The sequence below is a fragment of the Bacillus sp. FSL E2-8887 genome (assembly GCF_038007205.1).
GTDB classification, from domain to species: Bacteria; Bacillota; Bacilli; order Bacillales; family Bacillaceae_G; genus Bacillus_A; species Bacillus_A mycoides.
This window is the reverse complement of the sequence record NZ_JBBOWS010000001.1, coordinates 4,086,772-4,107,560: the sequence shown is the minus strand read 5'-3', so window position 1 is coordinate 4,107,560 and position 20,789 is coordinate 4,086,772. Positions and strand designations below refer to the sequence as shown.

Annotated in this window: 16 protein-coding genes and 1 other annotated feature; of the genes, 14 read left to right on the top strand and 2 right to left on the bottom strand. The window is 37.9% G+C overall.

Features of this window, described 5'->3' with window-relative positions; translation table 11 throughout:
* Positions 1–169: 169 nt before the first annotated feature.
* From tig to yihA, 5 genes are all read left to right on the top strand, one after another.
* Positions 170–1,447, top strand: a complete 1,278-nt coding sequence (gene tig, locus NSQ08_RS21045; RefSeq protein ID WP_002015345.1) for a trigger factor — start codon at positions 170–172, stop codon at positions 1,445–1,447.
* A gap of 264 nt (positions 1,448–1,711) precedes the next feature.
* Complete coding sequence (gene clpX / locus NSQ08_RS21040; RefSeq protein ID WP_000472285.1) at positions 1,712–2,971, top strand: ATP-dependent protease ATP-binding subunit ClpX; 1,260 nt, start codon at positions 1,712–1,714, stop codon at positions 2,969–2,971.
* Positions 2,972–3,077: 106 nt separating this feature from the next.
* Positions 3,078–4,748: an ATP-dependent protease LonB gene (gene lonB, locus NSQ08_RS21035; protein WP_002015346.1), complete on the top strand. Its 1,671-nt coding sequence runs from the start codon at positions 3,078–3,080 to the stop codon at positions 4,746–4,748.
* 185 nt (positions 4,749–4,933) lie between these two features.
* Positions 4,934–7,264: an endopeptidase La gene (lon, locus tag NSQ08_RS21030; protein ID WP_340778608.1), complete on the top strand. Its 2,331-nt coding sequence runs from the start codon at positions 4,934–4,936 to the stop codon at positions 7,262–7,264.
* Positions 7,261–7,857: a ribosome biogenesis GTP-binding protein YihA/YsxC gene (gene yihA / locus NSQ08_RS21025; protein ID WP_002088829.1), complete on the top strand. Its 597-nt coding sequence runs from the start codon at positions 7,261–7,263 to the stop codon at positions 7,855–7,857. The genes lon and yihA overlap by 4 nt, the downstream gene beginning before the upstream one ends.
* Before the next feature lie 35 nt (positions 7,858–7,892).
* Here the strand turns inward: yihA and NSQ08_RS21020 are convergent, their stop codons facing one another.
* Complete coding sequence (locus NSQ08_RS21020; protein WP_002015349.1) at positions 7,893–8,309, bottom strand: organic hydroperoxide resistance protein; 417 nt, start codon at positions 8,307–8,309, stop codon at positions 7,893–7,895.
* A 2-nt stretch (positions 8,310–8,311) separates the two neighbouring features.
* On the bottom strand, positions 8,312–8,764 hold the full coding sequence (locus NSQ08_RS21015) for a MarR family winged helix-turn-helix transcriptional regulator (protein ID WP_002015350.1): 453 nt from the start codon (positions 8,762–8,764) through the stop codon (positions 8,312–8,314).
* Positions 8,765–9,182: 418 nt separating this feature from the next.
* Between NSQ08_RS21015 and hemA the strand changes: the two genes are divergently transcribed.
* The 9 genes from hemA (at position 9,183) to NSQ08_RS20970 (ending at position 20,751) form a co-directional block, all read left to right on the top strand.
* Positions 9,183–10,514, top strand: a complete 1,332-nt coding sequence (gene hemA, locus NSQ08_RS21010) for a glutamyl-tRNA reductase (RefSeq protein WP_002015353.1) — start codon at positions 9,183–9,185, stop codon at positions 10,512–10,514.
* A gap of 17 nt (positions 10,515–10,531) precedes the next feature.
* Complete coding sequence (locus tag NSQ08_RS21005; RefSeq protein ID WP_002015354.1) at positions 10,532–11,365, top strand: cytochrome c biogenesis protein; 834 nt, start codon at positions 10,532–10,534, stop codon at positions 11,363–11,365.
* 15 nt (positions 11,366–11,380) lie between these two features.
* Positions 11,381–12,310: a hydroxymethylbilane synthase gene (hemC, locus tag NSQ08_RS21000; protein WP_002034194.1), complete on the top strand. Its 930-nt coding sequence runs from the start codon at positions 11,381–11,383 to the stop codon at positions 12,308–12,310.
* Between the two features lie 2 nt (positions 12,311–12,312).
* Complete coding sequence (gene hemD / locus NSQ08_RS20995) at positions 12,313–13,065, top strand: uroporphyrinogen-III synthase (RefSeq protein WP_002088828.1); 753 nt, start codon at positions 12,313–12,315, stop codon at positions 13,063–13,065.
* Positions 13,066–13,237: 172 nt separating this feature from the next.
* A complete protein-coding gene (hemB, locus tag NSQ08_RS20990) occupies positions 13,238–14,227 on the top strand; it encodes a porphobilinogen synthase (RefSeq protein WP_002015358.1) in 990 nt (329 codons plus the stop codon).
* Complete coding sequence (hemL, locus tag NSQ08_RS20985; RefSeq protein ID WP_002034163.1) at positions 14,227–15,516, top strand: glutamate-1-semialdehyde 2,1-aminomutase; 1,290 nt, start codon at positions 14,227–14,229, stop codon at positions 15,514–15,516. The genes hemB and hemL overlap by 1 nt, the downstream gene beginning before the upstream one ends.
* 79 nt (positions 15,517–15,595) lie before the next feature.
* Positions 15,596–16,603, top strand: a complete 1,008-nt coding sequence (gene spoVID, locus NSQ08_RS20980) for a stage VI sporulation protein D (protein WP_170969887.1) — start codon at positions 15,596–15,598, stop codon at positions 16,601–16,603.
* Positions 16,604–16,675: 72 nt separating this feature from the next.
* The gene (gene ysxE, locus NSQ08_RS20975) at positions 16,676–17,701 is read left to right on the top strand and encodes a spore coat protein YsxE (protein ID WP_002190786.1); all 1,026 of its coding nucleotides are present in this window, start codon (positions 16,676–16,678) and stop codon (positions 17,699–17,701) included.
* Between the two features lie 134 nt (positions 17,702–17,835).
* Positions 17,836–18,067: a binding site (T-box leader), on the top strand.
* A gap of 38 nt (positions 18,068–18,105) precedes the next feature.
* Entirely contained in the window at positions 18,106–20,751 is a 2,646-nt protein-coding gene (locus NSQ08_RS20970) for a valine--tRNA ligase (RefSeq protein WP_002129263.1), read from the top strand.
* Positions 20,752–20,789 lie beyond the last annotated feature (38 nt).

The window sequence follows — 20,789 nt, the reverse complement described above, 5'->3', positions numbered from 1 at the left end:
CAAAATATACCGTAGTTGTCTTTTAGACAATTAGTAGATTGGAACATTGTATCTGAAAGCTTTTTGCTAGAGGGTTATTTGTACATTTGTTATTTCAAGAAAGAGATAATAAAAATTTTGATCTATAGAGGTATGTGCATACATTATTATAGTTGGAGGGAAAGAATAAATGTCTACAAAATGGGAAAAATTAGAAGGTAACGTTGGCGTTTTAACAATCGAAGTTGATGCTAAAGAAGTAAATAACTCTATCGACGCTGCATTCAAAAAAGTAGTAAAAACAATTAATGTACCAGGTTTCCGTAAAGGAAAAATGCCTCGTCCATTATTCGAACAACGCTTTGGTATTGAATCTTTATACCAAGATGCTTTAGATATCATCTTACCAAAAGCATACGGTGAAGCAATCGATGAAGCTGGTATCTTCCCAGTTGCTCATCCTGAGATTGACATCGAGAAATTCGAAAAAGGCCAAAACTTAATTTTCACTGCAAAAGTTACTGTAAAACCTGAAGTTAAATTAGGTGATTACAAAGGTTTAGCAGTAGAAAAAGTTGAAACAACTGTAACTGACGAGGATGTAGAGAACGAAGTAAAAGCTTTACAAGAGCGTCAAGCTGAACTAGTTGTTAAAGAAGACGGAACTGCTGCAGATGGTGATACAGCTGTAATCGACTTCGAAGGTTTCGTTGATGGCGAAGCATTTGAAGGCGGAAAAGGCGAAAACTATTCTCTTGCAATCGGTTCTGGTACTTTCATCCCAGGTTTCGAAGAGCAAGTAATTGGTCTTAAATCTGGTGATTCTAAAGAAGTTGAAGTATCATTCCCAGAAGAGTACCATGCTGCTGAATTAGCTGGTAAACCAGCAACATTCAAAGTAACAATCCACGAAATCAAAACAAAAGAACTTCCTGAGTTAAACGACGAGTTCGCTAAAGATGCTGACGAAGAAGTTGCAACTCTTGATGAATTAAAAACAAAACTTCGTACAAACTTAGAAGAAGGCAAAAAGCACGAAGCTGAGCACAAAGTACGTGACGAAGTAGTAGAATTAGCTGCTGCTAACGCTGAAATCGACATTCCAGAAGCTATGATCGACACTGAGTTAGATCGTATGGTTCGTGAATTCGAGCAACGTTTAAGCCAACAAGGTATGAACCTTGAGCTTTACTACCAATTCACAGGTACTGACGCTGACAAATTAAAAGAGCAAATGAAAGAGGATGCACAAAAACGTGTAAGAATCAATCTTGTTCTTGAAGCTATCATTGAAGCTGAAAACATCGAAGTTACTGAAGAAGAAGTAACTGCAGAAGTTGAAAAAATGGCTGAAATGTACGGTATGCCAGTAGACGCTATCAAGCAAGCTCTTGGAAGCGTAGACGCTTTATCTGAAGATCTTAAAGTGCGTAAAGCTGTAGACTTCTTAGTAGACAACGCTGCATAATAAAATAACAAGGCGCGATTTTAATCGTGCCTTGTTTTATAAATATAGAAATATATTTATAAAACTTTTCGATGAAGAAGGAAAAGTGCCTTTGTAAGTCGAATATACATATTTCAAAAGTTTTAAAATTTTTTTATTTGTACATAACTAGTCATATTATTTGTATTTCTCGCTACGTAGTGACATAATATGTATTTACATACGATACATTTATCGTGTACATACGAAGGCAAGAGGTTAGCACTTTGTAAGGGGTGTGAAAATATGTTTAAATTTAATGATGAAAAAGGTCAATTAAAATGTTCTTTCTGTGGTAAAACACAAACGCAAGTTCGAAAGTTAGTTGCAGGTCCAGGTGTTTACATTTGTGACGAGTGTATCGAGCTTTGTACTGAAATTGTACAAGAGGAGCTTGCGAAGGACGAAGAAGTAGAATTCAAAGATGTACCGAAACCGGTAGAAATTCGTGAAATCTTAGATGAGTATGTCATCGGACAAGATAACGCGAAAAAAGCACTAGCGGTAGCGGTATATAACCATTACAAACGCATTAATTCTAACAGCAAAATTGATGATGTAGAATTAGCGAAGAGTAATATTTCACTTATTGGGCCAACTGGTAGTGGTAAAACATTATTGGCACAAACATTAGCGCGTATTTTAAATGTTCCATTTGCAATCGCGGACGCAACATCTTTAACAGAAGCTGGATACGTTGGGGAAGATGTAGAAAACATCTTACTAAAACTAATTCAAGCGGCTGATTACGATGTAGAAAAAGCGGAAAAAGGAATTATTTATATTGATGAGATTGATAAAGTGGCACGTAAGTCCGAAAATCCATCAATTACACGTGATGTATCTGGTGAAGGTGTACAGCAGGCACTTCTGAAAATTTTAGAAGGTACTGTAGCGAGCGTTCCACCTCAAGGTGGTCGTAAGCACCCGCATCAAGAGTTTATTCAAATTGATACAACGAACATCCTATTCATTTGTGGTGGAGCGTTTGATGGCATCGAGCCTATTATTAAACGTCGCCTTGGTGAGAAAGTAATTGGATTTGGTGCTGAGAAGAAAAATGCTGATGTAAATGAGAAGCATGTTTTATCTCACGTTTTACCAGAGGATCTTTTAAGATTCGGTTTAATTCCGGAGTTTATCGGTCGTCTTCCAGTTATTGCGAACCTAGAGCCGCTTGATGAAGATGCTCTTGTAGATATTTTAACTAAACCGAAAAATGCACTTGTTAAGCAATTCCAAAAATTATTGGAGCTTGACGATGTTGAGTTAGAGTTTGAAGAAGGTGCACTAGTTGAGATTGCGAAAAAAGCAATTGAGCGTAAAACAGGTGCTCGTGGACTTCGTTCTATTATTGAAGGCTTGATGCTTGATGTAATGTTCGAACTTCCATCTCGCAAAGATATCGAGAAGTGTATTCTTACGAAAGAAACAGTAGCTGATAATGAACCGCCGAAATTGGTGTTACAAGACGGTACTGTACTTGATACAAAAACATCTGCATAATGCGAAGAAGAAACAGCAATTTTTATAATTGCTGTTTTTCTTTATGTTTAGCACTATTCCTCCCAGGAAATACTAAAAGGTAAAACATAGCGGGAGGAAATGAATTATGAGCTGGACAAATATATTTTTACTTGTTCAACTTGTTTTTGGCGTAATTGTCGGATTGTATTTTTGGCATTTACTTCGAAATCAGCGAACACAAAAAGTTTCAATTGATCGAGAATCGAAAAAAGAATTAGAGCAGCTTCGTAAAATGCGTGAGGTTTCTTTAACAGAGCCGCTTGCGGAAAAGGTACGTCCTACATCCTTTATAGACATTGTAGGGCAAGAAGACGGGATTAAGTCGTTAAAAGCGGCTCTTTGTGGTCCTAATCCGCAACATGTGATCATATACGGTCCGCCAGGTGTCGGAAAGACAGCGGCAGCACGCCTTGTATTAGAAGAAGCGAAACGAAATCCGAAATCTCCATTTCGTACAAATGCAACATTTATCGAACTTGATGCGACGACAGCTAGGTTTGATGAGCGTGGTATTGCGGATCCATTAATTGGTTCAGTGCATGATCCTATTTATCAAGGAGCAGGTGCAATGGGACAAGCGGGTATCCCGCAACCGAAAAAAGGGGCTGTAACAGATGCGCATGGTGGTATTTTGTTCATTGATGAGATTGGTGAATTACATCCAATTCAAATGAATAAAATGCTAAAAGTGTTAGAAGATCGGAAAGTGTTTTTGGAAAGTGCGTATTATAGTGAAGAAAATTCGATGATTCCAACGTATATACATGATATTTTTCAAAAAGGTTTACCTGCAGATTTTCGCTTAGTTGGTGCAACGACACGTTCACCAGAGGAAATTCCTCCTGCAATTAGGTCGCGTTGTTTAGAAGTGTTCTTCCGTGAGTTAGATACAGAAGAAATTCAAAAAGTAGCGAAAAATGCAGCTGACAAAGTGGAGATGCAAGTAGGTGAGAACGGTATCGAAATGATTGGAATGTATGCAAGAAATGGGCGAGAAGCAATTAATCTCGTGCAAATTTCTGCTGGTATGGCGATAAATGAAGAACGACCTTTCATTAAAGATGAAGATATTGAGTGGGTTGTTCATTCTAGTCAGCTTACACCAAAGTACGAAAAACGTATTTATCCAATTCCGAGAATCGGTCTTGTGAACGGGCTTGCTGTATATGGGCCGAATACAGGTGCGTTATTAGAAATTGAGGTAACAGCTATTCCTGCGAAAGATAAAGGATCAGTAAATGTCACTGGAATTGTAGAAGAGGAAAGTATTGGAAATCAAACGAAATCAATCCGCCGTAAAAGTATGGCGAAAGGTTCTGTTGATAATGTGTTAACAGTACTTCGTTCTCTAGATGTGTTGCCAGAAGGGTATGATATACATATTAATTTTCCTGGTGGTATCCCAATTGATGGTCCTTCAGCAGGTATTGCTATGGCAACAGGTGTATATTCAGCAGTGCATCGTACGTATGTGAATAATGAAGTAGCGATGACAGGTGAGATAAGTATCCACGGAGAAGTGAAGCCTATTGGTGGTGTGTACGCAAAAATAAAAGCTGCGAAAAAAGCGGGAGCTAAGAAAGTCATCATTCCGGCTGAAAACATGCAACCATTTTTGTACACAATAAAGGGAATTGAGATCATTCCTGTTCGCAAATTAAAAGAAGTATTTGAATTAACATTTATGCAGGAAAATGTGCATCGTGAGCTTGATGCACATAATGATTTGGGCGAAACAGATGCACAATCAATGTGAGAATATACAATAATAAAAATTTGCCAGACTTCGTTTAAGTTTGTATGCTTAAGCGGAGTCTTTTTTCTTTTCGTGAGGCACAAAAAAACAGGGGATTAACAATTGCGAAGAATCTCTGCAATTGCATCTAGATGTATTGTAATATAAAATAGTTGAACAGGAGTTTAATTTATTATGGAGGTGCTATGTCTAGTATGAATACGAATGAAAGAATTGTGCCCCTCCTACCATTAAGAGGCATTCTCGTATATCCAACGATGGTTCTGCATCTTGATGTAGGACGTGATAAATCGATACAAGCACTAGAGCAGGCGGCAATGGATGAAAATATCATCTTTTTAGCAATGCAAAAAGAAATGAATATCGACGATCCGAAAGAAGATGACATATATAGTGTAGGTACAGTGGCGAAAGTGAAGCAAATGTTAAAATTGCCGAACGGTACGCTTCGTGTCCTTGTAGAAGGTTTACATAGAGCAGAAGTAGTAGAGTTTATCGAAGAAGAAAATATAGTGCAAGTTTCTATTAAAACGGTAACTGAAGAAGTAGAAGATGATTTGGAAGAGAAGGCTCTTATGCGTACGTTACTGGAGCATTTCGAACAATATATTAAAGTTTCGAAAAAAGTTTCAAATGAAACATTTGCAACGGTAGCTGATGTAGAAGAACCGGGAAGACTAGCTGATTTAATTGCTTCTCACTTACCGATTAAAACGAAGCAGAAACAAGAGATTTTAGAGATTGTATCTGTGAAAGAGCGACTACATACACTTATTTCAATTATTCAAGATGAACAAGAGTTACTTAGCCTAGAAAAGAAAATTGGACAAAAAGTGAAACGTTCAATGGAGCGCACGCAAAAAGAATATTTCTTACGTGAGCAAATGAAGGCGATTCAAACTGAACTTGGTGATAAAGAAGGCAAGGGCGGGGAAGTTGAAGAACTTCGTGAGAAAATTGAACAGTCGGGAATGCCTGAAGAAACAATGAGGGCTGCACTGAAAGAATTAGATCGTTATGAAAAATTACCTGTAAGTTCTGCTGAGAGTGGTGTCATTCATAATTATATTGATTGGTTATTAGCTCTCCCTTGGACAACAGCAACAGAGGATATGATTGACCTCACTCATTCGGAAGAAATTTTAAATAAAGATCATTACGGTCTTGAAAAAGTGAAAGAGCGAGTACTTGAATATTTAGCTGTACAGAAGTTAACGAATTCATTAAAAGGGCCAATTCTTTGTCTAGTAGGACCTCCTGGGGTTGGGAAAACTTCGTTAGCACGTTCTATTGCAACATCGTTAAACCGTAATTTTGTACGTGTTTCTCTTGGTGGTGTGCGTGATGAATCTGAAATTCGTGGTCACCGTCGTACGTATGTAGGAGCGATGCCAGGACGTATTATTCAAGGTATGAAAAAGGCGAAAACAGTTAATCCAGTCTTCTTATTAGATGAGATTGATAAAATGTCTAACGATTTCAGGGGAGACCCATCAGCAGCGTTACTTGAAGTGTTAGATCCAGAACAAAACCATAACTTCAGTGATCATTACATTGAAGAGCCATATGATTTATCGAAAGTTATGTTCGTTGCAACTGCTAATACACTTGCAAGTGTTCCGGGCCCATTGCTTGACCGTATGGAAATCATTTCAATTGCTGGTTATACAGAACTTGAAAAGGTGCACATTGCTCGTGAGCATTTATTGCCGAAACAATTAAAAGAGCACGGTTTGCGAAAAGGTAATTTGCAAGTACGTGATGAAGCGCTTCTTGCAATTATTCGTTATTATACACGCGAGGCTGGTGTTCGTACGTTAGAGCGTCAAATTGCAAAAGTTTGCCGTAAAGCAGCAAAAATTATCGTTACAGCAGAACGCAAGCGCATTGTTGTAACAGAGAAAAATATTGTTGATTTACTTGGTAAGCATATATTCCGTTATGGTCAAGCTGAAAAAACAGACCAAGTTGGTATGGCAACAGGTTTAGCTTACACAGCAGCGGGCGGCGATACACTTGCAATTGAAGTGTCTGTAGCGCCAGGAAAAGGGAAATTAATTTTAACAGGGAAACTTGGGGATGTTATGAAAGAATCCGCACAAGCCGCGTTTAGCTATATTCGTTCTCGTGCAGAAGAACTTCATATTGATCCGGATTTCCATGAGAAAAACGATATTCATATTCATGTTCCAGAAGGAGCAGTTCCAAAAGATGGACCGTCAGCAGGTATTACGATGGCAACGGCACTTATTTCTGCACTAACAGGTATTCCTGTAAGTAAAGAAGTTGGTATGACAGGTGAAATTACACTTCGTGGTCGTGTATTACCGATTGGTGGTTTGAAAGAAAAAACATTAAGTGCTCACCGCGCGGGATTAACAAAAATTATTTTACCGGCGGAAAATGAGAAAGATTTAGATGATATTCCAGAGAGCGTAAAAGAAAACCTTACGTTTGTGCTTGCATCTCATTTAGACGAAGTATTGGAGCACGCATTAGTAGGAGTGAAACAATGAAAGTAACAAAAGCAGATATTGTAATTAGTGCCGTTAAACCGGAACAATATCCAGACAGTGATTTACCAGAAATTGCCTTAGCGGGTCGTTCTAATGTCGGGAAGTCTTCCTTTATTAATAAAATTTTAAATCGTAAAAAGTTAGTACGTATTTCTTCTAAACCAGGAAAAACGCAAACGCTGAACTTTTTCTTAATCAATGAAATGATGCATTTTGTTGACGTTCCAGGTTATGGATATGCGAAAGTATCTAAAACAGAGCGCGCGGCATGGGGCAGAATGATTGAGACTTACTTTACAACACGTACGCAATTAGACGCAGCTGTATTAGTAGTTGATTTACGTCACCAACCAACAAAAGATGACATTATGATGTATGATTTCTTAAAGCATTATGAAATCCCAACAATTATTATTGCAACGAAAGCCGATAAAATTCCGAAAGGGAAATGGCAAAAGCATTTAAAAGTTGTAAAAGAAACGCTTGCTGTTGAAATTGGCGATGAAATCGTTCTATTCTCTTCTGAAACAGGACTTGGAAAAGAAGAAGCATGGAAAGCAATTCATAAAATGACAAAAACAAAAAACGCGTGACGAATGTCGCGCGTTTTTTTTTATTTACTAAACTTTTAGCGTACGTTTAATGTAACTTCAATATTTCCTCTTGTTGCTTTAGAGTAAGGACATACACCGTGAGCGGCTTCTACAAGTTCTTGTGCTTCGGCATGAGAAACACCAGCAACATGTACGTCAAGTACAGCAGATAGTCCGAAACCACCATCTGTATCTTTACCGATAGAAACGTGTGCAGTCACTTCTGTACTTTCCACCTTCATACGTTTTGTACGAATTACAAGTTGTAATGCACTATCAAAGCAAGCTGCATAACCAGCTGCAAATAATTGTTCTGGATTTGTTGCTTCTCCGCCTGCGCCACCTAGTGCTTTTGGCATTTTTACATCAAGATTTAATATGCCATCATCTGAAACTACCTTACCGTTTCTTCCACCTGTTGCTGTTACTGAAGCAGTATATAATTTATCCATGTTTATTCCCCTTTTCTGTCATTAATTTTTTTCATTGTTTCAATTAATGTGTTTAATTGGATTAATAAAGAATGATATTCTTGCTCTGTAATTCCTAAATTTGTAGCCATCGTTGTTGGTAATGAACAAGCTATTTCTTTTAAATCTTTACCTTGTTCTGTTAATTCAATACAAACTTTTCGCTCGTCTTCTTTTGAACGAACACGTTGTACAAGTTTTAATGATTCCATACGTTTTAACATAGGTGTTAAAGTACCAGAATCTAAAAATAGACGTTCTCCAATTTCTTTTACTGTTAGTCCGTCTTGTTCCCAGAGTACGAGTAAAGTAATGTACTGGGGATACGTAATGCCCATTTCTTCTAAATAGGGGCGGTAAAAACGGGTAACCTCTCTAGAACAAGCGTAAATAGAAAAACAAAGTTGGTTATCTAGATGCAAAGGATTTTCTTTCATAGGCAACTCCTTGTAATTTTTAAATCGTGCACAATTTAATTTTGTAAAACCAATATAACGAAAAAGAAATACAATGTCAAATGCATTGCATCGAGAAAGTGAGTACTATATTTTGGAACAATCATACATATTTTCCTTCATGATGAAAGAAGATAGAAAAGATGATGTTATAATTAATATGGAATAGTTTCCATCACTTGATTATGAGGACTTTTTTTGGTAACGTACAAATAGAGTTATTATTTTATAATTATTATAAAGTAGAAAGTTCTTTATTAATCTTACTGAAGCTCCTTTATTACATATGGAGAATAAATAAAAAATAATCAGTTGTTCACACGATTGTCAGATTCATAAGAGGAAAGTTGTATTATGATAGTAGATAAAGTGATAAAACGGGTGAAGGGGGACATGCTGCGTGCATATTCTTGTTGTTAGTGTAAATTATCGAACAGCCCCTGTAGAATTTCGTGAGAAACTCACATTTCAGGCAGCAGAGCTAGAGCAAGCAATGACTATATTACAAAACCAAAAGAGCGTGCTAGAAAATGTCATTGTATCAACTTGTAATCGCACTGAGATTTACGCTGTTGTCGATCAATTACACACGGGACGGTATTACATTAAGAAGTTTTTAGCTGATTGGTTTCAGCTTGAAATAGAAGAAGTCGCACCATACTTGTCTATTTTTGAACAAGATGGCGCAATAGATCATTTATTCCGCGTAACGTGCGGTTTGGATTCTATGGTTGTTGGAGAGACGCAAATTTTAGGTCAAATAAAAGATAGCTTTTTAGAAGCACAACAAGTAAAAGCGACAGGTACAATTTTTAATGAGTTGTTTAAGCAAGTGGTTACGTTAGCAAAACGTGCGCACTCAGAAACAACGATTGGTGAAAGTGCGATGTCTGTTAGTTATGCTGCTGTTGAGCTCGGAAAGAAAATATTTGGCGATTTAACAGATTGTCATGTACTTATTCTTGGTGCGGGTAAGATGGGTGAACTTGCACTGCAAAACTTATACGGAAGTGGAGCTCGTAAAGTAACGGTTATGAATAGGACGCTTACGAAAGCGGAAGTGATGGCTGAGAAATATATGGGACATGCAAAGCCTTTAAGTGAATTGCAATGTGCATTATTAGAAGCGGATATTTTAATTAGTTCAACGGGTGCATCAGAATATGTCATTACGAAAGAAATGATGACAAAAGTAGAGAGAATGCGCTCTGGTCGTCCGTTATTTATGGTTGATATTGCAGTACCACGTGATATTGATCCGGCGATTGATGAATTAGAAGGCTCTTTCTTATATGATATCGACGATCTGCAAGGTGTAGTTGAAGCAAACCGTGCTGAACGTTTAAAAGAAGCAGAGAAAATTCAATTTATGATTGAAGAAGAAATGGTTTTATTTAAAACGTGGTTAAGTACGCTAGGTGTTGTACCGTTAATATCAGCTCTTCGTGATAAAGCGCTAGCAATTCAAAGTGATACGATGGAAAGTCTTGAGCGAAAAATACCAAACCTTAGTGATCGTGAGAAAAAAGTAATTAGTAAACATACGAAAAGTATTATTAACCAATTGTTAAAAGACCCAATTTTAGTAGCTAAAGAATTAGCTGTTGAAGAGGGAGCTGGCGAAAAATTAGCTTTATTTGCGAAGATTTTTGATTTAGAAGTGGAAGAAGCGGGAAATACGGAAGAAGTAGAACATAAAAGAGCGTGGACACCATCCGTTCCATCTTTATAACTTGGAAGGATGATCGGATGAGTTTTTTAAATAACAGTATTATTTATCATATTGCAATTATTTTATATGCTTGTAGCATTAGTTTATATTTTATAGATTATTTCCAAAGTAACCGAAAGGCGAACCGCTTTGCTTTTTGGTTACTTTCGATTGTATGGGTTCTGCAGTCTATCTTTATGTTGCTTAGGGCTACAGATTCAGAAACGAATCCTATTTTAACTTTATTATCAGGGATTTATTTTTATGTTTGGTTATTGATTACGATGTCATTAGTCATTAATCGATTTATGCGTATTGACTTTTTAGTCTTTTTTACAAATGTTGTAGCATTTGGCGTAAGCGCTTTTTCTATTTTTACACCGCTCGGAAAGATGTCGCCAGTACTTGCAGAGCAATTAGTTTCAGAACTTGTATACGTGCATGTCGGTATGGCGATTATTTCTTATGCAACGTTTACTGTATCGTTTATTTTTTCTATTATGTATTTATTGCAATACCGACTATTAAAAAAGAAAAAGTGGAATGCGAGATTAAGAAGATTAGGAAATTTGCCGAAGCTTGAATCTATGTCTTACGGATTAAATTTATTTTCTGTTCCGTTTTTCTTATTAGCAATTATATTAGGATGCATATGGGGATATACAAAATTGGATAATTTCCATTGGTATGATACGAAAGTAATTGGGTCTTTTGTCGTTCTATTTGTATATTGCGTGGGCTTATATTTACGAGCAGCAGATGTGTTGCAAGGTAAGAAAATTGTGCAGTGGAATATCGGGGCATTTCTCGTAATGCTAGTTAACATTTTTCTATTAAGCAGTTTATCTAATTTCCACTTTTGGTATTTATAATGAGGAGAGAGAATTATGCGCAAAATTATTGTAGGTTCACGAAAGAGTAAACTAGCATTAACACAAACTAATTGGTTTATTGATCAATTAAAAGCGCTTGGTTTACCATATGAATTTGAAGTGAAAGAAATCGTCACAAAAGGTGATGTTATTTTAGATGTTACTCTTTCAAAAGTAGGCGGAAAAGGTTTATTTGTAAAGGAAATTGAACATGCGTTACTTACGAAAGAAATTGATATGGCTGTACATAGTATGAAAGATATGCCAGCTGTACTTCCAGATGGATTAACGATTGGTTGTACGCCAAAGCGCGTTGACCCTCGTGATGCTTTTATTTCTAAAAACGGAGAATCGTTTAAAGACTTAGCAGAAGGCGCGATCTTAGGAACGAGTAGTTTGAGACGTAGTGCACAACTACTAGCTGCGAGACCAGATTTACAAGTGAAATGGATTCGCGGGAATATCGATACACGCTTACGTAAGTTAAAAGATGAAGATTACGATGCAATTATTTTAGCGACAGCTGGATTACAGAGAATGGGCTGGGACGGAGAAGTTATTACAGAACATTTAGATGAAACGTTATGTGTACCAGCCGTAGGACAAGGTGCATTAGCGATTGAATGTCGTGAGGATGATACGGATTTACTTCAGTTGTTAGCACATATTAATGATGCAGTAACAGAAAGAACAGTGGCTGCTGAACGAGTATTTCTTCATAAACTTGAAGGTGGATGCCAAGTTCCAATCGCTGGATATGCAACTCTTAAAGAAAATGATGCAATCGAATTAACAGCGCTTGTCGGTTCTATGGACGGTTCTGTTTTATTGAAAGAGATAGTAGTAGGTAATGATCCGAAGCAAGTTGGATTAGAGGCTGCGGACCGTTTAATTAAACAAGGAGCAAAAGAGCTCATCCTTGCTGCAAATAAGGAGCAACAATAAATATGAACGCTCTCGCTGGCAAAACAGTATTGATTACACGTGCCCAGCACCAAGCGAAACAAATGAGTGTAGCAGTGAAAGAAAGGAGCGGAATTCCATTGGAAATTCCGCTTTTGCGTATGGAAGGTACGTCTCATAGGCAAATTCAACATATAGCAGGGCAGCTACATTCGTATGACTGGGTTATTTTCACGAGTAAAAATGGTGTAGCTTTTTTTCTAGATAGTTTGAGAAAGAAGCTCCCCGGACCGATTAAAATTGCTGCAGTAGGCGTGAAAACAAAGTTAGAGTTAGAAAAGCGAGGCTATCAAGTAGATTTTGTTCCCACTGCATTTGTTGCAGAAGTATTTGCAGAAGAGTTTGTAAAAAAACTAAGTGGAAACGAATGTATTTTATTTCCGAAAGGGAATTTAGCAAGAGATGTTATTCCAGTTAAACTCCGGGAAATGGGTGTTTCTCTAGAGGAGCTAATCGTATACGGTACGAAAGAAAATGTAATGAAAAAGCAAGAGCTTATAGTAGCGTTAGAAGTAGGGAAAGTAGACATTATTACATTTACGAGCCCTTCAACTGTTGATAGTTTTGTTCGTTTACTTGAGGGTACAAACTGGAGAGAATGGACGAAAAAATGTACAATTGCTTGTATAGGGCCTATTACGGAAAAAGAGGCGAACCTCTATTTTCCACATGTTATTGTGCCAAAAGAGTACACTGTAGAAGCATTACTACAATGCATTTGTGAATCTATAAAGTGAAACTTTAATCAGTGGGGTTTTGTTCATCCCCCACTGATTATTAGTTGAACCAATCGGGCGTTTACGGGCAGTTGATCTCCCACCTAACTTCTTTGCTCCAGCCGAATTTTGAGGTGGGGGTCTTACTGCCCGCAAATAGCGGGATAAAATAAAAGAATGGGGATAGAAATCTATGAATTCTTTACAATTTAATCGTCATCGTCGTTTAAGACAAAGCGGGGGCATGCGTGCGCTTGTACGTGAAACATTTTTACATACAGAAGATTTTATTTACCCTATTTTTGTATTAGAAGGAGAAAATACTCGTAATGAAGTTCCTTCTATGCCAGGCGTATATCAAATGTCTTTAGATTTATTGCAAGCTGAAATGCAAGAGGTCGTTGATTTAGGTATTCGTTCTGTTATTGTATTTGGTTTACCTGCTGAAAAGGACGAAGTTGGATCATCGGCATATTGTGAGCATGGAATTGTACAGCGTGCAATTAAGCAAATTAAAGATGAGTTCCCAGAGCTAGTAGTAGTTGCAGATACATGTTTATGTCAATTTACAAGCCATGGTCATTGCGGTGTTATTGAAGATGGCGTTATTTTAAATGATGAGTCTCTTGCAGCTCTTGCAAAAACAGCTGTAAGTCAAGCGAAAGCAGGGGCAGACATTATTGCACCATCTAACATGATGGACGGATTCGTAACAGCAATTCGCCATGCATTAGATGAAAATGGTTTCGCGCACGTACCAGTTATGTCGTACGCTGTGAAATATTCATCAGCATTTTACGGACCGTTCCGTGATGCAGCACATGGTGCACCGCAGTTTGGTGACCGTAAAACATATCAAATGGACCCAGCGAACCGTATGGAAGCATTCCGTGAAGCAGAATCAGATGTAATGGAAGGGGCCGACTTCTTAATTGTAAAGCCAGCTCTTTCTTATCTAGATATCGTTCGTGATGTGAAAAATAACTTTAACTTACCAGTCGTTGCTTATAACGTAAGTGGTGAATATTCGATGATTAAAGCAGCAGCACAAAATGGTTGGATTAATGAAAAAGAAGTTGTACTTGAGAAATTAATTAGCATGAAACGCGCAGGAGCAGACTTGATTATTACGTATCATGCAAAAGATGCAGCAAGATGGTTACAAGAAGGAGGCGCTAAATAATGAAAAAATTTGATAAATCGATTGCGGCGTTTGAAGAGGCTCAAAATTTAATGCCTGGAGGCGTAAACAGCCCTGTTCGTGCTTTTAAGTCTGTTGGTATGAATCCGCTGTTTATGGAGCGCGGAAAAGGCTCTAAAGTATATGATATCGATGGGAATGAATACATCGATTACGTATTATCGTGGGGACCTTTAATTCATGGTCATGCGAATGATCGTGTTGTTGAGGCTTTAAAAGCTGTTGCTGAAAAAGGAACAAGCTTTGGTGCACCAACAGAAATTGAAAATAAATTAGCGCAGCTTGTTATCGAGCGTGTACCATCAATTGAGATTGTGCGTATGGTTAACTCTGGAACAGAGGCGACAATGAGTGCACTACGTTTAGCTCGTGGTTACACTGGACGTAACAAAATTTTGAAATTCATTGGTTGTTATCACGGTCATGGTGATTCTTTATTGATTAAAGCAGGTTCGGGTGTAGCAACGCTAGGTTTACCAGATAGCCCTGGTGTACCAGAAGGTGTAGCGAAAAATACGATTACCGTAGCGTATAACGATTTAGAAAGTGTAAAATATGCTTTCGAACAATTCGGTGATGACATCGCTTGTATAATTGTAGAACCAGTGGCAGGGAATATGGGTGTTGTTCCCCCGCAACCAGGGTTTTTAGAAGGACTTCGTGAAGTGACAGAGCAAAACGGTGCACTACTTATTTTTGATGAAGTAATGACAGGATTCCGTGTTGCTTATAATTGTGGACAAGGTTACTACGGTGTAACTCCTGACTTAACTTGTTTAGGTAAAGTAATCGGTGGTGGCTTGCCGGTAGGAGCATACGGTGGGAAGGCAGAGATTATGCGTCAAGTTGCACCAAGCGGACCGATTTACCAAGCTGGAACATTATCGGGTAATCCACTTGCAATGACAGCAGGTTATGAAACGTTAGTGCAGTTAACGCCAGAATCATATGTGGAATTTGAGCGTAAAGCAGAAATGTTAGAGGCTGGACTACGTAAGGCAGCTGAAAAGCATAATATCCCGCATCACATTAATCGTGCAGGTTCTATGATTGGTATTTTCTTTACAGATGAGCAAGTTATTAATTATGATGCAGCAAAATCTTCAAACTTAGAATTCTTTGCAGCTTACTATCGTGAAATGGTAGAACAAGGTGTATTTTTACCACCTTCTCAATTTGAAGGTTTATTCTTATCGACAGCACATAGTGATGCAGATATTGAGGCGACAATTGCGGCGGCCGAAATTGCAATGTCAAAATTAAAAGCATAATTTCTTAGAGAAAATCGCTTTCCATTAGGGGAGCGATTTTTTTTATTCATAAAGTAGCCTTAGGGAACATAAATCTGTAATGACATATAGTTTGGGAGGGGGAAAAGAAGTGGCAACAGATCATTCATTACGATTTTCATTAAAAGAATCTGTTTGGTTCCAGAAGGGACAGGAAGTCGAAGAACTTTTGTCAATTTCGTTAGATCCAGACGTTGAGATAGAGGAGCTCGATCATGAAGTTATCGTGAGGGGGCAATTAGATTTAACGGGAGAGTACGTTGCAAGGCAAGATGATTCAGCTTATTCGTTAAGAGAGCTATCACCAGCAAAGGCAATTGATTATGTAGAAACAAGGGCAGACGGGGTTAATGAGCTTGTCCATTCCTTTCCGCTCGAAATATCAATTCCAAGAAATCGAGTGAAAGTAATTGAAGAATTATATGTATCAATCGAGGAATTTGATTATGAATTAAAGGAAAATGGTTGCTTACAACTATTAGCGGATATATCTATTACAGGTTTATGTGACGAAGAAAGAACCGAGGATGAAGAGGAAGAGACGGTGTATGCCGAGTTGGAAGCTGATTCAGCTGAAGAAGATGAAAGTAGACCTGCACCGCACGAAGAGGTACCAGCCTATAAAGAATCAGATGGATGGGAAGATTATGCATTTGAGCCGTTTCAGTTAGAAGAAAGAAAAGAGCAAGAAATAGAAGAAGAGGAATTAGAAGAACATGAACTTGTGGAGCGTGAAGAGGAGCAAGAAAAGACGCCACAATTTGAATTGTTCGGGCGGAAAAATTTCAAGAAAGAAAAAGCGAAAAAGCAGGAAGAGCCAGAGGAAGAAGCATATTCACAGCGAGATGAAAATGCACTTTATTTAACGAAATTATTTACGAAAGAACCAGAAGAAGAATTTACGAAGGTAAGAATGTACTTCGTACAAGAAGGAGATACAATTGAATCGGTTGCAGAACGTTATGAAACGACTGTACAAAGCTTATATCGTGTAAATCAATCAGAAGATATATATTTAACTACAGGGCAAATTATATATATTCCTGTTTCAAAAGCAACAGTGAAATAAGTGAGTGAGTTTTTTCACTCACCTCTTTTCTTTTCCTAGAAGCTATGTTTTGAATAAGAAAGGGTTATTCGTATGGATATTGAATTACGAAATCGCTATGAACCCATTGTGAGGCAATATAGATTGGACACTCAGCATATGGAAGAGCACGGAAGTGTAATGAAAATTTATACGAATCAAGGTCCGTATGCGTTAAAGAAAATACAAGATAGAAAATTAGAGCGGAATAATTTTTTACACCATATTCAGTATTTGAAGGAGAAAGGTTTTTCGAATTATGTACCTATCTATCACACGACGGACGGGAATTATGTTTTAAGTGATGGGGCGTATAGCTATTATTTAATGCCTTGGTTAGAACGTGCGGAAGGAAATGGCGAAGATAATGATCAATACCATAAGATGTTTCAAACGCTCGGGACGTTGCATCAAAAAACGGTGAAAGAGGAGACTTATACAGAAGAAGATTTAGAAAAACATTATACAAATATATCCGGCCGTTGGGAAAATGATGGCGAGATATTAGAAGAGTTTCTCATAGAATCTGAAGCGAAGTGGTATATGTCTCCATTTGAATTACAATATTGTACGTATTATCACCACGTTATGAGAGCACGTGAGTTCGCAACGAAACAATTAAGTGAATGGCATGATGCAATGAAAGAAAAGGAAAAAACACGTACTACTTTCGTTCATGGAAATGTATCGCTTAATCACTTTTTATTTGATTATGAACGAAACGGTTATTTTATTAGTTTAGAAAAGTCTCAGTTTGCTACACCGGTACAGGATATCGTCAGCTTTTATTCAAGGTCTTTGAACACATATCCAATTGCGCGGAGCGACCGCTTTGAATGGTATCAAATGTATCAAAAAAATTTTCCATTTACGAAAGAGGAGCAGCTTCTTATGTTTGCGTATATGACGTACCCGTCGCATTTTATTCGGCAAATTCAGTCGTATACGAAAAGAAGAAAGAGTCGTAATGAAGAAAATGAGCTTCGCGGGGTAAAAATTCTGCAGCAATCGCATTGGCTCATTAGTAATACAGAATATTTCCTTTCGCAATTACAAGCTGCCCAGCAAGGGAACGGATAAAGAAGATAAGTAGGGAGAACCCTGCTTATCTTTTTTTATTAGTTCCATAAAGAGATAAAAGCCGTAGTTTCAAATTTATCTTGACGAATAAGGTTTCGTTTTTTACACTATTGTATATAATAATTAACAATCACATAAATGCATTGAAGGGGAAGAGTATAACATGAAACGTCTTCAGAGAGGGGAACCATTGGCTGGGAGGTTCTCTAGATAGTTATGTTAGAAGGTAGCCCTGGAGCATCTTTTCTGAACGGAATGATTCTTATTAGGAAAAGACGGATTTGTCCGTTATCAAATTAAGAGTATAAGCAAATTCTGAATTTGTTTGTAAATAAAGGTGGTACCGCGATGTCCCTCGTCCTTTTTTGGATGAGGGGCATTTTTTATTTTAAGGAGGGAAAATAATGTCAAACACGGAAAATAATTTACCAACTAAATATGATCATATGTCCGTTGAAGAAGGCCTTTACAAGTGGTGGCTTGAAGGCAAATATTTCGAAGCAACAGGAGATGAGAAGAAACAACCATATACAATTGTAATTCCACCTCCGAACGTAACTGGTAAGTTACACTTAGGTCACGCTTGGGATACGACGCTTCAAGATATTCTAACTCGTACAAAGCGTATGCAAGGTTACGATGTATTATGGCTTCCAGGAATGGACCATGCTGGTATCGCAACGCAAGCGAAAGTAGAAGGAAAACTTCGTGAAGAAGGTATTTCACGTTACGATCTTGGTCGTGAGAAATTCCTTGAAAAAGCTTGGGAATGGAAAGAAGAATACGCTTCTCACATTCGTCAACAATGGGGGAAAGTTGGTTTAGGACTAGACTATTCTCGTGAACGCTTCACATTAGACGAAGGTTTATCTAACGCTGTTAATAAAGTATTCGTACAATTATATGAAAAAGACTTAATTTACCGCGGTGAGTATATCATCAACTGGGATCCAGCAACACGCACAGCTCTTTCTGATATTGAAGTAATTCATAAAGAAGTTCAAGGTGCATTCTACCATATGAACTATCCGTTAACAGACGGTTCTGGTCACATTCGCCTTGCAACTACTCGTCCAGAAACAATGCTTGGTGATACAGCGGTAGCAGTTCATCCAGAAGATGATCGCTACAAACATTTAATCGGAAAAACAGTTACACTTCCAATCGTAGGCCGAGAGATTCCGATTATTGCTGATGAATACGTAGAAAAAGACTTCGGAACAGGCGTTGTGAAAATTACACCAGCTCATGACCCGAATGACTTTGAAGTAGGTAACCGTCATGACTTACCACGTATTTTAGTAATGAACGAAGATGGAACGATGAACGAAAAAGCTGGTAAGTATAACGGTATGGATCGTTTCGAATGCCGTAAAGAGTTAGTGAAAGACTTACAAGAAGCTGGCGTATTAGTAGAAATCGAGCCTCATATGCACTCAGTAGGTCATAGTGAGCGTAGCGGTGCAGTTGTTGAGCCTTATTTATCAACACAATGGTTCGTAAAAATGGCTCCACTTGCAGAAAAAGCGGTAGAACTTCAACAAAAAGAAGAAGAAAAAGTAACGTTCGTACCAGAGCGTTTTGAAAACACATACTTACGCTGGATGGAAAACATTCATGACTGGTGTATTTCTCGTCAATTATGGTGGGGACACCGCATTCCAGCTTGGTATCATAAAGAAACTGGTGAAGTATACGTAGGTACAGAAGCGCCAGCAGATCTTGAAAACTGGAATCAAGATAATGACGTGCTTGATACATGGTTCAGTTCAGCATTATGGCCATTCTCAACGCTTGGCTGGCCGAATGAAGATGCAGCAGACTTTAAAAAGTTCTATTCAACAGATGCTTTAGTAACTGGTTATGACATCATCTTCTTCTGGGTATCTCGTATGATTTTCCAAGGTTTAGAGTTTACAGGAGAGCGTCCATTTAAAGATGTATTAATTCATGGTTTAGTTCGTGATGAACAAGGACGTAAAATGAGTAAATCTCTTGGTAATGGTATTGATCCGATGGATGTTATCGAGAAGTACGGTGCAGATGCGATGCGTTACTTCTTATCAACAGGAAGTGCACCAGGTCAAGATTTACGTTTCAGCATGGAAAAAGTAGAATCTACTTGGAACTTCATTAATAAAATTTGGAACGCATCACGCTTCGTATTAATGAACATGGATGACATGAAGTATGAAGAAATCGATTTAACTGGTGAAAAATCAGTTGCAGATAAGTGGATTTTAACTCGCTTAAACGAAACAATCGAAAGTGTAACACGTAACATGGATAAATATGAGTTCGGTGAAGCTGGTCGTTCATTATACAACTTCATTTGGGATGATTTCTGTGACTGGTACATTGAGATGGCGAAACTTCCACTATACGGTGAAGATGAAGCAGCTAAGAAAACAACTCGTTCGATTTTAGCTTACGTATTAGACCAAACAATGCGTCTATTACATCCATTCATGCCATTTGTAACAGAGAAAATTTGGCAGCATTTACCGCATGAAGGCGAGTCTATTACAGTAGCAGCATGGCCAACAGTTCGCGAAGATTTACAAGATAAAGAAGCGGCAGCAGAAATGCACCTTCTAGTTGATATCATTCGCTCTGTTCGTAACATCCGTGCGGAAGTAAATACGCCAATGAGCAAAAAAGTTCAAATGCAAATTAAAGCAAAAGACGAGGTAGTACTAGCTCAGCTTACGAAAAACAGCTCTTACATTGAGCGTTTCTGTAACCCAAGTGAACTAACAATTAAGATTGATTTACAAGCGCCAGAAAAAGCGATGACTGCAATCGTATCAGGTGCAGAGTTATTCTTACCGTTAGCTGATCTTATCAATCTTGATGAAGAGAAAGCGCGTCTTGAAAAAGAACTTGAGAAGTTCGATAAAGAAGTAGAACGTGTACAGAAGAAACTTTCAAACCAAGGATTCGTAGCGAAAGCTCCTGCAGAAGTTATTGACGGAGAGCGTGCGAAAGAGCAAGATTACCTAGAAAAACGCGAAGCGGTTCGTCAACGTCTAGCGGATCTTGAGAAATAAAAATGTTTTTCAGAGACTCACTATATTGGTGAGTCTCT

What these genes read in the sequence shown, in the direction of transcription:
- hemC (WP_002034194.1), top strand. Translation starts at nt 11,381, where the DNA reads ATGCGCAAAATTATTGTAGGTTCACGAAAGAGTAAACTAGCATTAACA.
- ysxE (WP_002190786.1), top strand. Translation starts at nt 16,676, where the DNA reads ATGGATATTGAATTACGAAATCGCTATGAACCCATTGTGAGGCAATAT.
- hemB (WP_002015358.1), top strand. Translation starts at nt 13,238, where the DNA reads ATGAATTCTTTACAATTTAATCGTCATCGTCGTTTAAGACAAAGCGGG.
- hemD (WP_002088828.1), top strand. Translation starts at nt 12,313, where the DNA reads ATGAACGCTCTCGCTGGCAAAACAGTATTGATTACACGTGCCCAGCAC.
- NSQ08_RS20970 (WP_002129263.1), top strand. Translation starts at nt 18,106, where the DNA reads ATGTCAAACACGGAAAATAATTTACCAACTAAATATGATCATATGTCC.
- spoVID (WP_170969887.1), top strand. Translation starts at nt 15,596, where the DNA reads ATGACATATAGTTTGGGAGGGGGAAAAGAAGTGGCAACAGATCATTCA.
- yihA (WP_002088829.1), top strand. Translation starts at nt 7,261, where the DNA reads ATGAAAGTAACAAAAGCAGATATTGTAATTAGTGCCGTTAAACCGGAA.
- lon (WP_340778608.1), top strand. Translation starts at nt 4,934, where the DNA reads ATGTCTAGTATGAATACGAATGAAAGAATTGTGCCCCTCCTACCATTA.
- NSQ08_RS21005 (WP_002015354.1), top strand. Translation starts at nt 10,532, where the DNA reads ATGAGTTTTTTAAATAACAGTATTATTTATCATATTGCAATTATTTTA.
- NSQ08_RS21020 (WP_002015349.1), bottom strand. Translation starts at nt 8,309, where the DNA reads ATGGATAAATTATATACTGCTTCAGTAACAGCAACAGGTGGAAGAAAC.
- NSQ08_RS21015 (WP_002015350.1), bottom strand. Translation starts at nt 8,764, where the DNA reads ATGAAAGAAAATCCTTTGCATCTAGATAACCAACTTTGTTTTTCTATT.
- lonB (WP_002015346.1), top strand. Translation starts at nt 3,078, where the DNA reads ATGAGCTGGACAAATATATTTTTACTTGTTCAACTTGTTTTTGGCGTA.
- tig (WP_002015345.1), top strand. Translation starts at nt 170, where the DNA reads ATGTCTACAAAATGGGAAAAATTAGAAGGTAACGTTGGCGTTTTAACA.
- clpX (WP_000472285.1), top strand. Translation starts at nt 1,712, where the DNA reads ATGTTTAAATTTAATGATGAAAAAGGTCAATTAAAATGTTCTTTCTGT.
- hemL (WP_002034163.1), top strand. Translation starts at nt 14,227, where the DNA reads ATGAAAAAATTTGATAAATCGATTGCGGCGTTTGAAGAGGCTCAAAAT.